16 protein-coding genes are annotated in these 15,734 nt (G+C 46.5%); 8 read left to right on the forward strand and 8 right to left on the reverse strand.

Annotated features, from left to right (window positions below; genetic code table 11):
* Positions 1-47: 47 nt before the first annotated feature.
* The 3 genes from FHW36_RS10355 to FHW36_RS10365 form a co-directional block, all read right to left on the reverse strand.
* Positions 48-803 (reverse strand): SGNH/GDSL hydrolase family protein, encoded by a 756-nt coding sequence (locus tag FHW36_RS10355; RefSeq protein ID WP_145666655.1) that lies wholly within the window; start codon positions 801-803, stop codon positions 48-50.
* A gap of 64 nt (positions 804-867) precedes the next feature.
* Positions 868-2,226, reverse strand: coding sequence for an acyl-CoA dehydrogenase family protein (locus tag FHW36_RS10360; protein WP_145666658.1), 1,359 nt, complete (start codon positions 2,224-2,226; stop codon positions 868-870).
* Between the two features lie 66 nt (positions 2,227-2,292).
* On the reverse strand, positions 2,293-2,505 hold the full coding sequence (locus FHW36_RS10365; protein WP_145666662.1) for a hypothetical protein: 213 nt from the start codon (positions 2,503-2,505) through the stop codon (positions 2,293-2,295).
* Between the two features lie 324 nt (positions 2,506-2,829).
* Between FHW36_RS10365 and FHW36_RS10370 the strand changes: the two genes are divergently transcribed.
* The 4 genes from FHW36_RS10370 to FHW36_RS10385 are packed head-to-tail and all read left to right on the forward strand — an operon-like array spanning position 2,830 to position 8,090.
* Entirely contained in the window at positions 2,830-3,384 is a 555-nt protein-coding gene (locus tag FHW36_RS10370) for an RNA polymerase sigma-70 factor (protein ID WP_145666666.1), read from the forward strand.
* 56 nt (positions 3,385-3,440) lie between these two features.
* Complete coding sequence (locus FHW36_RS10375; protein WP_145666698.1) at positions 3,441-4,418, forward strand: FecR family protein; 978 nt, start codon at positions 3,441-3,443, stop codon at positions 4,416-4,418.
* Between the two features lie 43 nt (positions 4,419-4,461).
* Positions 4,462-7,056, forward strand: a complete 2,595-nt coding sequence (locus FHW36_RS10380; RefSeq protein ID WP_186452379.1) for a TonB-dependent receptor — start codon at positions 4,462-4,464, stop codon at positions 7,054-7,056.
* Between the two features lie 2 nt (positions 7,057-7,058).
* Positions 7,059-8,090 carry a DUF4249 family protein gene (locus tag FHW36_RS10385; RefSeq protein ID WP_145666704.1) on the forward strand — a complete coding sequence of 344 codons (1,032 nt, stop codon included), beginning with the start codon at positions 7,059-7,061 and terminating at the stop codon, positions 8,088-8,090.
* Positions 8,091-8,149: 59 nt separating this feature from the next.
* Here the strand turns inward: FHW36_RS10385 and FHW36_RS10390 are convergent, their stop codons facing one another.
* Together FHW36_RS10390 and FHW36_RS10395 are read right to left on the reverse strand one after the other, a co-directional pair.
* Positions 8,150-10,006: a M1 family metallopeptidase gene (locus FHW36_RS10390; RefSeq protein WP_145666714.1), complete on the reverse strand. Its 1,857-nt coding sequence runs from the start codon at positions 10,004-10,006 to the stop codon at positions 8,150-8,152.
* A 65-nt stretch (positions 10,007-10,071) separates the two neighbouring features.
* Positions 10,072-10,443, reverse strand: a complete 372-nt coding sequence (locus tag FHW36_RS10395) for a hypothetical protein (RefSeq protein WP_145666722.1) — start codon at positions 10,441-10,443, stop codon at positions 10,072-10,074.
* Positions 10,444-10,755: 312 nt separating this feature from the next.
* Between FHW36_RS10395 and FHW36_RS10400 the strand changes: the two genes are divergently transcribed.
* A complete protein-coding gene (locus tag FHW36_RS10400) occupies positions 10,756-11,829 on the forward strand; it encodes a ParM/StbA family protein (protein WP_145666732.1) in 1,074 nt (357 codons plus the stop codon).
* A 75-nt stretch (positions 11,830-11,904) separates the two neighbouring features.
* A complete protein-coding gene (locus FHW36_RS10405; protein WP_186452380.1) occupies positions 11,905-12,309 on the forward strand; it encodes a bactofilin family protein in 405 nt (134 codons plus the stop codon).
* 87 nt (positions 12,310-12,396) lie between these two features.
* Here FHW36_RS10405 and FHW36_RS10410 read toward each other — a convergent pair whose 3' ends face one another.
* A complete protein-coding gene (locus FHW36_RS10410; protein ID WP_211092181.1) occupies positions 12,397-12,627 on the reverse strand; it encodes a DUF3820 family protein in 231 nt (76 codons plus the stop codon).
* Positions 12,628-12,858: 231 nt separating this feature from the next.
* Complete coding sequence (locus tag FHW36_RS10415; protein WP_145666750.1) at positions 12,859-13,503, reverse strand: DUF4136 domain-containing protein; 645 nt, start codon at positions 13,501-13,503, stop codon at positions 12,859-12,861.
* 213 nt (positions 13,504-13,716) lie between these two features.
* Here FHW36_RS10415 and FHW36_RS10420 point away from each other — a divergent pair, with 213 nt between their 5' ends.
* The gene (locus tag FHW36_RS10420) at positions 13,717-14,070 is read left to right on the forward strand and encodes a hypothetical protein (protein WP_145666760.1); all 354 of its coding nucleotides are present in this window, start codon (positions 13,717-13,719) and stop codon (positions 14,068-14,070) included.
* On the opposite strand, the gene FHW36_RS10425 is transcribed toward FHW36_RS10420, so the two are convergent.
* Positions 14,054-14,935, reverse strand: coding sequence for a class I SAM-dependent methyltransferase (locus FHW36_RS10425; protein ID WP_145666771.1), 882 nt, complete (start codon positions 14,933-14,935; stop codon positions 14,054-14,056). The two genes, FHW36_RS10420 and FHW36_RS10425, sit on opposite strands and share 17 nt — an antisense overlap.
* Positions 14,936-15,203: 268 nt before the next feature.
* Between FHW36_RS10425 and FHW36_RS10430 the strand changes: the two genes are divergently transcribed.
* On the forward strand, positions 15,204-15,677 hold the full coding sequence (locus FHW36_RS10430; protein WP_145666780.1) for an Lrp/AsnC ligand binding domain-containing protein: 474 nt from the start codon (positions 15,204-15,206) through the stop codon (positions 15,675-15,677).
* Positions 15,678-15,734 lie beyond the last annotated feature (57 nt).

Raw genomic sequence — 15,734 nt, forward strand, 5'->3', positions numbered from 1 at the left:
ATTCAGTAGAAGTACTTAATCTTAAAAATCAGGGAAGAGGGAAACGGTTACTTTATGCATTGCAGCCAAGCTTCCGCCATCAGCTGAGCACCCGCAACGCTGGGATGTACTCCATCCCCCGTCCAATAGGCGCCGGGAGCCGATTGCAGGGCCTTATCGAAAATAGCCTGGTAGGGAATAAAAATGGCCTGGTGCTTATCGGCTATTTCCTTCGCTGCGGCGCGGTATTCATCGAAAGCCGGGTACCATTTGTCATCTACGGCGCTGACACCTTTCACAGCAAAAGGCTCGCCGATGATCAGCTGTACGTCGGGCAACTGCTGCCTGGTACGATCCAGTAGTTTATTGTAATCGTCGCGATAGGTTTGAACGGTGCCTTTATAATTACCATTAAGCGTATGCCAATAATCGTTCACTCCTACGAGGATACTGAGTACATCGGGTTTTATCGCGAAACAGTCGTTATCCCAGCGTTCCGCCAGTTGAAAGACTTTATTTCCGCTGATGCCCTTGTTGTAAATTTTCAAGTTCTTGTCGGCATTCCTGCGCAACAAGCCTGATGCTGCCATGAGGGCGTATCCACTTCCTAAGGCAGCGCTGTTGTTGGGCTCATTTTTATCCCTTTTCCGGCCGGCATCTGTGATAGAATCGCCCTGAAAAAGGATGATGCCTTCTTTTTTCAGCCCGATCTTTTTACTTTTTTCAACAGTAACGGCAGCGGTAACAATGTTGGGAATACTAATAGCAGCCAAACTTCCCAGCGAAACATTCCGGAGGAAGTTGCGGCGGTTAAATACATTCATAATAGCAGTTCATTGCGTGATTAACGTGGTTTGTGCTGTTAAGCTATAAAAAAGAATTCATATTTTATACGAATGCGCTGGAACCGGTAATCGCCCTTCCTACGATGAGGGAATTGATTTCCTTAGTGCCCTCGTAGGAGTAAATAGCTTCCGCATCGGCTACAAAGCGGGCCACATTGTATTCCAGGAGAATGCCATTCCCTCCCATCACTTCCCGGGCACGGCTTACTACATCACGGGTGCGGAGGGTACAGAACACCTTCGCCAGGGAAGCATGCTCGTCCTGTAAGTGGCCTTCGTCCTGTATTTCAGAAAGGCGGTACACCATGGTTTGCATGGCGGTAAGGTTGGACAGCATTTCTACCAGGTGTCCCTGTATCAGTTGAAAAGCGGCGATGGGTTTTCCAAACTGTTTACGGGTACGGGTATACGCCAACGCGTTCTCATAGGCGCCACGGGCGCAGCCCACTGCCTCCCAGGCCACGCCGGCACGAGTCATTTGCAGTACTTTGGCGGTGTCTTTGAAAGAATTGGCGAGCTGGAGCCGGTCGGCCTCGGCCACCCGGCAATCTTTCAGCGTTATCAGCCCATTCTGTACAATGCGCAGCGCCATTTTATCATGTATTTTCTCTACGCTGAAACCGGGCGTATCTTTTCTCAGCAAAAAACCTTTCACCTGGTTATCGTCTACATCACGGGCCCAGATAACGATTACGTCCGCAAAGGTGGCATTGCCGATCCATTTTTTTTGCCCGTTCAGTACCCAGGTATCTCCACTCCGTTTAGCCGTTGTTGTGAGTCCTCCGGCGGCGGCGGAACCAACTTCCGGTTCGGTTAAACCAAAAGCGCCAATGATATTCAGCTGCTGCATGGCTGGCAGCCATTCCTGTTTCTGCGCTTCAGAGCCCAGCATATAAATAGATCCCATGGCCAGTCCACTTTGTACACCGAAGAACGTAGCGATCGAGGCATCTACCCGGGCCATTTCCATGGCAATGATACCTTCCATCAGGAAAGAGCGGTTCGGGCAGCCGTAACCATTGTAGGTAACGCCACAAATATTCAATTCCCGGAATTTGGGAATGATTTCAAAAGGGAATTCTGCTTTCAACCAGTATTCATTAACGATTGGTTGAATTTCCTTCTCCATGAATGCCCTTACTCTCAGCTGTAATGCGCGGTCTTCTTCATTCAATCTGCCGCCGAGGTCGTAAAAGTCACCGTCGATGGGCGGGAGTTCTTTCTTTTTAGCGCTGCCACCCAGCATTTTCATCAGTCCGTGCAACTGCTGATCATTCATATGCGCTACCGATTCCATTACTTTGGGCAGGTCAACTTTTTCTGATAAGCGGGCCAGCATCCCGAGGTCGATATGCTTCAGCAGCTGGTAGGCATTTTTCAGTTTAGAGAAGGTTCCGGACATAGTACATGGTTTTGTATAAAAATACAAAAAGCAGCAGAAAACAATTGTCTTCCACTGCCTTATTATCTATGAATCCCATGTTGTTATTCCATTACAAAGTCCTTTCGGAAGCTGTATTACTTCATCTTTTCGTTGGCCCGTATTCGTTATATCAACACTCACATGAATATCGTCCTGCGGGGCCTGTTTTTCGGGCGTTACCACCTGGTGACTGTATTCAAAGGGAGTATAGCGGTGGCCAATCCGAAAAGATGCCGCCCACGGCGATACGTCCCTCATGATAAATAGCTCCGGGTTTACCGATATGCAATGGATTGCAAATATTTAAAACACCATGCAGGAGAGGGTAATATCATATAAGGAATGGGTAAAAAAGGGCTGCATAAGCGCCTATGCAACCCTGGTTTTAAAACACAACTAAAAAAAATTTCCTACAGACATATAGGCATAGGTGTTAGCTATATAACGCAGATAGCAATAATTCCCTCTATCTCTCATTAAAAAAAAGTGAAATTAAAAATCAGGGGAGCAAATATGTTTGTTTTCGAAAAGATAGTTACTTTCGCAGCGATCATTCACGCATATAAAATATCTGAAGGTTAAATGCTTACATCACCTTCTTACCAGGCTTACAAAGCGTTATTCGATTCACAATATAATGACTTATGTAACTACGCATTTAGTTTTCTGAAAGATGATGCTGCAGCTGAAGATGTAGTACAGGAAACATTTATCAGGCTTTGGGAAAAACATCGTGAGCTGATAAATATACCTAATATAAAAGCATACTTATTCCGGGCTGTCCGCAATAATTCCATTTCTGTACTACGCAGGCAAACCACAGAAGAGGCGGGCAATAAAGGATTTGAGTGGATAGTGGAGCATGCAGAAGATCCGGATGCCAGGGAGGTAGAAAATTCCAGGCCGTACTACGAACAGCTGATATACGAAGCTATTGCCAATCTTCCGCCACAATGTAAAGAAGTATTTACTTGTTGCCGGCTCCAGGGGATGACTCATCAGCAAACAGCCACTAAGCTGGGACTTTCCGCCAAAACTGTAGAAAATTATATGGGGCGGGCGCTCAAATTACTGAGAAAATACCTGCAGCAATACGGATTACCGGTTGCCATTTTCTTTTTGTTAAAATTATTTTAATCTTTATAGAGGGATCGTCACACCTGAGCGTTATTTAAGTAGAGCACACTGTAACTATGGAGCATTTAGATACTTACCTACATGAACTTATAGCTAAGAAGTTATCCGGTCAATGTACTGAGGCAGAATCAGCAACTTTACAGGAATGGCTGGATAAATCGCCTGAAAACAGGGCAGAATATGAAGTTCTCTCCAAAATCTGGGGCGACAGCCCATCTGCGGCCGTACACTCCCGTCAATACAATACTGCAGCTGCCTGGGAAAAGACCACCCGGGTTATTCAATTCAATACATCCAAAGTAAAATACCTGTATACTAAATATGCTGCTGCGGCTGCTATTTTAATCTTGCTCACAGTTGGGGCCTGGTGGCTGGAAAGCCGGTCTGGCTTGAAAAAACATGAGCTGGCCGCCAACGACGGCAGGATAAGAAGCCTGGAATTACCTGATAAATCTACGGTTACCCTCCGCCAGGGCGCCCGCATCCGTTATATTAATGGTTATCATAATGATCAGCGGATTGTGGAACTCGAAGGAGAAGCTTTCTTTGAAATAGCCAGCGATCCCTCCCACCCCTTCCTGGTAAAAACGCCCAACCAATCGGTTGTGGAAGTACTGGGCACCTCCTTTACCGTACAAACCGGGAAGGACAGCACAACAGTGGTGGTAGCATCCGGTAGTGTAAGGCTGGGTGTGGACGGCGATACTGCGTCCCTGGTGCTGGCCAGCGGCCAAAAAGGGACCTGGGGAAATGGACAATTATATGCCCGCAACAACAACAATCCCAACTTTATTGCCTGGAAAACGGGGATTTTGCAATTTAATGATCAGTCACTTCTTGAAATATTGCCACAATTAGCCGATTTTTACGCAAAAGATATCAGGATTGATGAAAAGTACAGGGAAACGGCCGCACAGCAAAAAGCTACGATAACGTTCCAGCATCAGTCCTGTGATGATGTTTTGCATGAATTACAACTATTGCTTGGGTTTAAATACCAACAGGAAGGCGACACTATCGTCATTAGCCAGTAGCTTATTAAACCATTTTTTATATCTATGCTGTGCCGCTCTGCTGTTGCTGCCTGTTAATCAATTGCGGGCACAAAGCGGCGGAAATGACATCCTTGCACATCCCTATACCCCACCTTCCAAACAGGGCACCATCCTTTTTTATATACAGGACATCCAGAAAAGTACAGGCGTTAGTGTATCCTATAGTTCCAGTTTTCTTCATCTCAATAAAAGAGTTCAGTTGACCGGTACGGAACGTACCACCGGGGCGGTATTGACAACCATCCTGCAAGGAACAGGCATACAGGCCGCGGCCTTGAATGGGAAAATATTCCTGCTCCGGGAAAGTTCACAAACCCAGTATTACACCATCAGCGGCTTCGTAAAAGAAACGAACAGTAATGAGGCTATCATCGGCGCTTCTGTGTATGATCCTGTTACCAAAAAAGGTACGGAGACCAACTCTTATGGCTTTTACAGTCTCCAGGTACCGGATAGCTGCCAGGGGGTGGTATTTTCACATATCAGTTACAAGCCCCTATTTCAGCATCTGCCGCCTCCCGACGAGGGGCAGCTGGACGTTCACCTGGAAACCAGGAGCATGCTGCAGACCGTGGTGGTTAACGGAGAAAAAGAGGAAGTCAACTCCCAGCCGGGGTTTATCAATATGCCCGTAGGTTATGTGTCCAATTTCCCGGCGTTACTGGGTGAAAAAGATGTACTCAAGTCGCTGCAGCTATATCCCGGCGCCAGCAGTTCCCTGGAAAGCAGCAGTAACCTGTTGATCAGGGGCGGCGCAGCAGATCAGAACCTTTACCTGCTCGACGGAGTGCCCCTGTATCATACTGGCCACCTGTTCGGCCTCTTTTCTATTTTCAATGGCGACGCGGTAAAAGACGTTTCTCTTTACAAAGATGCTTTCCCGGCACGATATGGCGGGCGCCTGTCTTCCGTGGTAGATATCCGCACCAAAGATGGTAATATGAAGGAATGGCATGGCAGTGTTACCGCCAGCCCCGTTTCCGCCAGCGCCTTACTGGAAGGACCTATTGTAAAAGATAAGAGTGCTGTATTGCTGTCTGTCAGAAGATCCCTGGTAGATGCGCTGTACGGGCAAACTTATCTCAAAGACTATGGCCGGTATTACCTGTATGATGTCAACTTTAAACTCAACCAGGTTATCAATAATAAAAACCGGGTGTATGTGAGCTTTTATAAGGGACAGGATAAGATGTTTATCCAGAGTACCAACCCGGTGATACAGCTATTTGACGATTATAATTTTGACTGGAGTAATATTACGGCGGCCGTAAAATGGACCCGGGTAGTAAATCCCAGGGTGTTCTCCAATACCACCGCTACCTACAGCCGGTTTTACAACCTCTTTACGCAAAACTCTATTATCCCGCTTACGATCAACGACTCGCTGTTTGTAAAGGGTAAGGGAGTTTCGCGGATCCGCGATATTGCTGTAAGAAATGAAACAGAATATAATGTCAGTAACCGGCAACATATTTCGCTGGGTGGGGGCTATACCTATCACAACTTTGCACCTACAGCCTATCATACCAATATTTCCGCAGGAGAAGCCGCAGTGCGGAAGGCGCCCATTTATTACATGTCGGAGGTAACGGCCTATGCAGAAGATGAACTCAGTTTATTCAATGATAAGCTGATTGTGCGCCCTGGCCTGCATTTCGGGGCATTGATACAATCTTCATCTTTTTATGCCAGCGCCCAGCCCCGGATCATGGTACGCTGGCAGCTGCCCCAGTCGCAATTCGTACAGGTATCGTTTGCTAAAATGACGCAGTTCGTGCATCAACTGACCACGCCTGTGATTAACCTCCCTACCGACCTGTGGGTACCCAGCACCGACAATATTAAACCGGAACATGCTTTTTCCTATAGCCTCTCCTACCAACGGCAATGGAGTCCGGACTGGCGGTTCAACGTAAACTTGTACTATAAGCAATTGAAGAATATCGTTACCACCAATACCGTATTGAATATATTTGACAACTCCGATCTGTGGGAAAAGAAAGTGATCGCAGGCAATGGTTATAATTATGGGAGCGAAATTCTGCTGGAAAAAACACAGGGAAAACTCACCGGCGTTTTTTCCTATACCCTGTCCTGGGCATGGCGCCAGTTCGACCGCCTGAACGGAGGCAAAATGTTTCCCTATAAGGAAGATCGCCGGCACAATCTTTCCCTGGCGGTTAAATACCGGCTCAATGAGAAATGGAACCTTTCCGCATCCTGGAAGTTTGCCAGCGGCGCACCTTTCACGCTGCCAACACAAATATTCCCTGACTTCGACTGGGCCCGCAACATACAGGGATACCTGGATGAACGTTACTCGCCTTTTTCTACCTTCCAGGTCAACTACCTGCCTTACATAGCGCGATTAAATAACTATCGCCTCAACGCAGTTCATCATCTCGACCTGGGCGCCAATCTTTTTCTGGGTAGCAAACGGCGGTTCAAACATGTGATTTCAGGCGGTATTTACAATATCTACAACCGCTCCAATCCATTTATTGTGAGCTTTGATCAATTTTCTTACTTCGCGTATGATAACGTATACCCGTTACAGTTATATCAATACAGCCTGTTCAGGACGTTACCTTATCTGAGTTATACTTTCAAATTTTAATCATGAAATATCTCTTCTTCATATTACCCATGGCGGCCTGGTGGTTACTCACCGGATGCGAGCGGCAGTTACCCCTGCCAGATAACCATGCAGCGCCGCGGGCGGTGGTATACAGCGAGCTGGTGGCCGGGGAAGTACCGCAGGTGCTGGTAGGTAAAAGCAAGCCCGTAGCACCGGGTGTAGACAATGGATTTATACTGGTAAACAATGCCAGGGTAACACTCATGGACAAAAGCGGACAGGTACTGGAGGAATTGCCTTATGTACCGGATACCACGCGGCCTATGAGTCTTTACCAGGGCAAGACGAAGCTACTGGGCGGCAAAACGTATACCGTGAAGGTAGAGGTTCCCGGACTGCGACCTATTACCGCGCAACCTCCTCCTACCATTCCTCCTCCCTTTAAGGTGGATTTACTGGATACTGTACGGACCTTGCTGAACGGACGTCCTGTATTACGTTTTCATTTTACGGTCTATCCTTTGCCTGGCGTAAGACAATATTTGGTGATGGAAGCGTTGAAACAAAGCGTAACACTGGATACCTCCTTTACCTGGCAGGGCGTAAGATACCGGAAAAGTGAAAATGAAGCACTTTATGACCGGGTAAAAGATAAGCCTGGCATTGATATGAAAAAAGACAGCATCTTCCTGAATGACTTTCTGCGCATTCCCTGCTACACCCAGGATGAAAATGCGGACAACAACCAGATTGGCGGGTTGAATGAAAACTATAACAGCATCTTATTTACGCAAATGGGAAAACCACTGACCACTTATTTTTATATCAATGCTACTGCCCTGAGTTCCAGTCCGGCGGAAGCCATTGCGCCAGTGGGCCGGGTACAGGTATATGTAAAATCTGTTTCGAAGGAATATTATGACTTCCTGCTGACCTACGAAAAAGTAAAACGTAACCCGGGGTTAAACAGCCTTATTCAGGCCATACAACTCCGCAGTAATATGCAGGGAGGCTTTGGCGTGGTAGGAGGTGTGTATCAGAAGCTTTACTCTTTGTATTATGATACCTTGTAAAAGGTATCTTAAAAACAACAAGGCCATGGTGTAGCAACCATGGCCTTGTTGTTTTTGAATTATTTCAGCTCATATACATTATCTGCCTTATTGATATCCGCTACCCAGGTGCTTCCCAGGGTTACTTTTTTTACTTTTTTGGGAGAAGAAAATGTTAGCGAAACTGTTTTGTTTCCCTTTTCCCAGCAGGCAACACTCCGGTGCAGCTTCAGGGTGCTATTGTCTTCCAGCAATACCGTCACATCTACCGGCACAGGTTTGGTGCCTTTGGATATTATCTCCACCACCCCTTGCTTCCCTTTTTGCAATACTTTACCGATGGCCAGGTCGGGGTATCCATTGTCAAAGAACCAGCTTTTCCAGAACCAGTTCATATTTCTACCGGCGCCGGTATTCATACAATTAAAGAAGTCGTAAGGCTGCGGATGTTTCCCGTGCCATTGTTCAATATAATAATGCAATGCTTTCAGGAAAAGACTATCGCCCAGCATATCCTTTACGTACAGGTATCCTAATGCCGGCTTTGGATAGGAGTTGGTTACATAAGCTTCGGTGAGTTGGTTAGAAGGCGTGATAATTGGCAGATCGGCAGCTTTACCGGCAACGTAGTTATACGGCGCCATCCCATAGTCATCGATAATGGTGCTATCGATGCAGGGTGAAATGATCCACTCCCCAATGGTGGCCCATCCTTCATCCATCCAGGCGTACAGCGTTTCGTTGGTACCCATATAAAAAGGGAACATGGTATGAAATACCTCGTGGTCGGTCAGTTCAATGGCCTGCGCCTTATCGCTCAGTGGATTATCGTTTACCATCATAGGATACTCCATCTGGTCGAGTCCATCAAACACTGTTTCATGGTTGTAGGGAAAAGGCCATTTAGGAAAGTGATGGCTCATTTTATCAACCGTTATGCGGGCATAACGTACTACATCGAAGAAATCGGCATGATTGGGATTAAATGCTACATCAACGCGGGTACGTCGTTTGGTTTGATCATCTACCTGCACACTGGTGGCATTCCAGCAATAGTGATTACTGAGGGCAAACGCAAAATCGGGTACGTTGGTGGCTTCGAAGCGCCAGGTATTGGTATTACGCTTAGGGCTGATATTACCCGCGCGGATATCGCTGGTATCTATCACTGCTATAATATCATTACTCTTTTCGGCAGCTGTTATCCGCTGCACATATTTATCAGCATATACTTCGCTGGTATTTTTGAGATCGCCGGTAGCCCATACCTGGTACGCACCGGGAACGGTAATGGCTACACGGAAATCGCTGAAGTCGTTATAAAACTCCAGCATGCCCATATAATTGATCATATCCCAGCCATTGATATCATCGTATACGGCGATACGAGGAAAGAAATAGGCAATAAAATAGGCGCCGGTATCGATGGATCCTGCGCGGATATGGGTATTCTCGTTCAGGATATAGGAGAAATCAAGATCAAATTTCAGCGACTGCCCGGGATACAGCGCCGGGATATTCACGGGCATGTTAGTTCCTTTGGTGGGTGTCATCACCGGATGATCCTTCCCGTTGATCTTCATATTTTTAATCACCACGCCCTCTATCAGGTCATCTGCCGACACGGGCATATTTCTCACGGCTCCTTTCTGGAAGAGGTTGGGAAACAATTTAAAATTAACGGAGTAAAGAGTATCCGGGCTGTTGTTGGTATATTGAATCGTTTCGGTGCCGGCTACCTGGTTGGTAGCTGGGTCGAAGTTGACCTGGATATCGTACCCGGCTTTATTCTGCCAGTATTTACTCCCCGGGGCGCCGCTATAGCTACGGGTTTGCCGGTCGTACGCCTTTTTGAAGCCAAGTGGCATGTACAATGGGGTTTGTGCTATCACCTGGCTGGTGGCGGCCAGGAGTAAAAAAATGAAAACTTTCCTCATAAACAATTTAAAGCAGTAGGATCAAATGTAGGGAATAAAGAGGAAACTGAGCCGCTGTATTGCGGTCAATTTGTGGGGCTGGGCGTCCCGTGACGGGAGGTATCTGTGGGTGATGCAGGCGCCTGGGTGGAGTCAACCCGAAGCGGCGCAGCCGCACTGTCATTTACTGCGGCGGTGCTGTCTTTTCCATGTCCGCTTTCACCCGGCAACGGAATAGTGGGCTTTGAACTCCTGCGTTTCGACGAATACCCTGATGCCGTTCCCCGTTGTTGCATGTCCTTCATTGTTTTTTTATCGAAGAGGTAACGGGGATGTTTTTCCGGCCGGAGCCCCCGGTCGAACTGGGCCTCTGCTCCTACTGCCGGCGCCTGGTAGATTTTCTGCGAGGAGTGGCAGGAAAGTAATAACAAGATGGGTGACCATACCAGCAGTTTCATATTGGTAGATTTGTGCAGTGGTAAACGCAATTATCCCTGCATTTGAATACAGTATACGGGGTATGGGATGGGACAGCCTAAAAACGCTAAAAAGCCGGGGTTTAGTATCCATTACTGCTCAGGAAGGTGCGTAATCAGTTCATATGAAATCTACCGGTATTTTGAAATTCAAGGATGCTGTATTAAATTTATCGTAAATTCACTGGTTGTCATCCCCTTATCCTAATATTTTATATCTTTAATTACTATTTCAATCCCGATGAAAACCCTCCTGCAGGAGAGTCACGGCCACAACGTTATTAACAAAGTACTATGAAAGTATCAACAACCAGCTTCCCAAGCGTTTTTGAGACCGCATTTGGAAACACCGAAAACTCAAGTAAGGACTTACTCAACGGATTAAAAATTAAAAAAGATGAAGCCTGGTACCTGGTAGGCAATCTCGCAAAGAGAGGTGGCATCAATCCGGGCCGGGTGACCAATGCCTCTCCTACGGAAGAAGATTATGAAATATTGTTTAAAGCTGCGTTGTTGAATACAATCGATAAGGTACAGCAGCCAATAGCCCTGACCGTTGGTTTTCCCTTCTCTACCTACAATATCTACAAAAATGCGGCGGAACAATTTTTAAGTAAAAGACATTTCCTGATCGACTACGATACCCAAACTTACAATACCAAGGGCTCGTTTAAGAAAGCGATGTTTGATATTGAGAAGTATGAAGTTATCCCTGAAATTGTGGGTGGTATTATTGGTTTGAAGAAGACCATTAATGAACCGCAGCTCGACAACTTCATCGCCGTTAGTTTTGGATTTGGTACCATTGAAGGTGGTATGGCCACCGGCGATGGGCTGATTCACCGTACCTGCTTCAGTTCTCACGGCATCCGTTATGCGATCAACAATCTTACCCGTGAGCTAAACCAGAAACATTACCTGGAAATGAAGAATGAGCACCAAGTGGATGATGCCTTTATGAAAGGTTCCATCTTCACCAACCGCAAGCGCATAGATCTGCGCGATATGCGTAAAGGCGTGCTCACACAATATTATAAAGAAGTAGTATCACCGTTGATGCGCAGTTATTTTACCGACCTGGATTTTGAAACCTGCGAGAAAATTTATCTCATGGGTGGCGGCGCCCATTACCGGGAACTGACGGATGCCTTTGTAGAAGAGTTCCGTGACTTTATTCCTGTAGAAGTAGCACCTGAACCGGAAAAGCTCATGAGTATTGGTTATCTTTATAATTCATTAAGAATTTCAGATAACAAACCACAGCGGAGTGTGGGCCTGGATCTCGGTAACTCCAGTTCTATTATTTCAACTTTTGAGGACCAGCAACAGCATACTCCTACTATAACACCTAATCCTATCACCCTCTAATTTCTACGTGTGATCAGTGTCAGACATCTATTCCGAAATATAATTGTCCCCGGAGCTTTTCGTATTCCTAAAACTGTGTCCGTCAACGGCAGCATTGACGCTTCTGTTTCGGGCCGTATCGATGGTAATGTGAGGGGCGATGTAAAAACCACCGGTAAGCTGGTGGTAAGTGAAACGGCGAGCATTCGTGGCCATATATATGCTACCGACCTGGTAGTACATGGAAAAGTGTATGGCGATGTTTACATCAGCAACAAAGCACATATCAGCAATAAAGCCCTGGTAAAGGGCGACGTAAATGCCATGGTGCTGGAAATAGAAGAAGGTGCGGTAGTAGAAGGCGCTATCCGCAAAAATGTGATGCCGGCTCCTAAAGCTACTTCTGAACTACCTGCAGAAGCGGCCATTGCGCAAACCGCCATTGCTCCTGCCGATGCAGCCGGATCAGTAGAGGAAGAACAAAATACCAGTTGGTTCTGATATCTCTCCCATCATATTTTATTAAAAACGGCTGTTTCTTATTGGAAACAGCCGTTTTGCTTATCTCGCAGGTGCGTAAACGTTACCCTATCTTTTGTTCTTCAACGGGTCCAGTAAAGCGGAAAGCCCGTTCATTTTTATGACCAGCATTGTTTCCAGCAGCATGCCCAGTTTGCCCTGGGGAAAGCCTTTTCGCTGAAACCATTCCAGGTAGCTAACGGGGAGGTCGCAAAGCACTACATCTTTATATTTTCCGAAAGGCATCTTCATCACGACAAGTTGTTTCAGCAGCTCCGGGTTGGGTGTGGTCATTTCCATACAGGCCAGTTTATCATTAATGCGACAAATGTAAATTATAAATCCGTTTTCACCAGCTTCTTCGTAATTTGTCGGTATTCAAACACGATCTTATGAAAAATTACCTGTTACTGGCACTTCCCTTTGCCGCGTGTGTACAGCCCGGCGCCAAGATAAGTCTTACTAACGCAAACACGGTGATACAATGGCAAAATTGCACGCGATCATACCTACTACGATAATAGTCACTGATTATCTTTTCAGCAATCCGGCATTGTCCAGGGCAGTAGATACCTGTGTGGCATACGATTTCGCGAAAGATTCGAGGCTATTGGGATTGTACGTTTCAGACTGACCAGACCAAACCAGCTTGCCGTCCTGGGTCAGATCATACAGGTTGCTTTCCAGGAAATAGGTTTTATCAGTAGTATAATATCCGGGTGAATATGCACTGCCCCACATATAGCCATAATATCCCCAGAAACGGCCATAATAGCCGAATGCAGGATAAGGCGCATAGCCCATAGAACCTGGTACATATCTTCTTTCAGACTCTTTATTCACCAGGGATACCGTCAGCACGGAAGTATAGCCTGCGGCTTTCATCCGTTCCCCGGCGGCTGTTTTATCGTTTTCACGGGTAGGATCAAATTTAGGCGGAAAAATGTCGGCGCCCCGTCCGGCCACAATGCCACGTTTCTGCAGCGCCTCTGCCAACCTTGATTCAACCGTTTGCTGGGCAGCCATATTAGAAGTAAGTGCCGCTACCACCATGTTATGAAACCCGGAAGATGGCGCCTCCGGTGCTTTCCAGGTACCAGTCATATGTACCGTAGTGCCACAGGCTCCTAACAGTAATATTGCAGCAAGCAGTGCTGACAAAAAGATCGATTTCATAGCTGTAATGTTTTAGTGGAACCTAACGGGTTACATAAAGACAACACTTACCGGCCTGAAAAGTTTAACCGGTCGGTGAATGCATATGTTCCGGGAGCTATCATCTTTTACCGGCGATAATCCCGCTTTGGCCGTAAAATGGCGGTAGCCCCGCCAGTAGCGTATTTTCCTGGTTTTCAGGTGTGGGATACATTTGTATAAAAATCGCTGCAAATGCTGGCCACTGCTACCTTCCAGGTCCTTCTCCATCTACTCACAACGGGCTTCCCGATGCTGTTGCTGCACCTCATTTATCATCATGCGACCAGCACAGCCAACTTATTTCCTTTTAACCAGGTCCGGCATACGGGTTTACAGGAGCGACTGGCAGATATCGTAATAGCAGCGGTATTGCTGTTACTGCCACTACCGGCGATATTGGCGCATAGCCGGTTATGGCAGTATACCTGCTATTGTTTACGCAGCTTTACGCTGGTAGAAGAATGGCGTACCTGGAGGGACCTGTATCACTGGAATCCTGAAAAAGCCTGGATGGCTACTGCTACCGCTGCTATTCGTCTTTATTAGGCAGGCGTACCGCGTAAGCTACACGATAAAATTCATATCCTTTTTCCGGACGTTGGGGCAGGTATCGTTGGCGATACCCGGTCGCTCCCAGGTCCTGTTGCAGTGTAAACTGGTATTGTGTCAGGTATCCGGGCAGTTCTCCCGGCTCGAAGCCAAATGTCCAGCGTTCTTCCAGGGCAGCTACACCTTCGAGCAATTTTGTACCGCCGAAAAAAGCAGCGGGGTTACGGAGTACCTCCTGGTGTACGTACGTGAAGATTATCATAGATCCTGGAGCAAAACGTTGCAGGAAACTGAAAGTGTTGTCGATCGCGGACTTGTCGAGGTAGTTGGTAACGCCTTCCCAGATGATGACGGTGGGCGCCGTAAAGTCGAAGTGGTGCTGCGCCGCCAGTTGATCAAGACTCTGCTTATTGAAGTCTATTTGGTAATAGAATATTTTCGCCGGCATATGATGCATCCGCAATGCGGCCTGTTTATAGGCGGAGGTATTGGGGTGATCTATCTCCACCACTTTCAGGTGTTTTAACGCCGGCAAACGCAGGCCACGGGTATCAAATCCTGCCCCCAGTATAAATACCTGTTGTGCGCCGGCGTCAACAGATTGCAATAGCAATTCGTCAATATATTTCGTACGTGCGATACCGGAGGACAGGGCGCCGGGAATTTTATTCTTTATTATCCGTTCTACAAAGGCTCTCCAACCGGGAATGCGACAGAGTCTTACGGCCCATTTCAAGCCATTGTCGAGGAACCAGGCGGCAAACGGGTCAGCAAATAATCTTTTCCGGGGAGAGCGGGTAGTTTCCAATGCTCTGAATAACGCCATGTACTGCGCTGTTCTGCTGGTAACATTGGCTTTCATAGATCAAAGATTTTTAACGACAAGTAAATAAGTTATCAATATAATTAAAAAAAGCCAGCCGGGAGATAATGCCGCTATCCCGGTGGGTAATTTCATGGGAGGAGCGCGTTACCTGTAGGCCCCGTTCCGTGTATTACCTGTAAAAGGCGGCGGTAGACTGGGTTTTCAGTTGATGACAGGAAGCAAATAAATTTTGACTTAGATGATTTTTGCGATTATTTCAAAAAAATACCTATTTTTAGAAAAAAATCTAAATCGCGTTGCAAAAATGAGTCACCCATTAAATATTGACAAATTAGACCTGCAAATCATTTCAGAAATGTCAACCGATGCGAGTATTTCCTATGCTGAACTGGGAAAGAAGCTCTTTGTATCTGGCGGTACTATTCATGTGCGCATTAAGAAGTTACATGAAATGGGGGTTATTAAAGGGACGCGTTTACAGGTAAACCTACGTGCTATCGGCTATGATGTATTGGCTTTTATAGGTATTTACCTGGAGAAAAGCTCACTGTATGAAACCGTAGCCAAACAACTATTGAAGATTCCGCAGATTGTAAGGCTGAACTATACTACTGGCTCATACAGTATGTTTGCAGAAATTATTTGCAAGGACAGCGGTGAGTTACGTAAAATTTTACAAGATGATCTCCAGCACATCAAGGGGATAGAGCGTACAGAAACCATTATATCCCTGGAGGAGAGCTTTTCCAGGCCAATTAATGTGAGCGAGGCTATTTAAGACAGCAACATTTTACAGATATGCGCTGCCCGGCCAAGGCAGCGCTTTTTCATCATA

Origin of the sequence: Chitinophaga polysaccharea, from assembly GCF_007829335.1 — a bacterium.
In the GTDB taxonomy this organism is placed as follows: Bacteria; Bacteroidota; Bacteroidia; order Chitinophagales; family Chitinophagaceae; genus Chitinophaga; species Chitinophaga polysaccharea_B.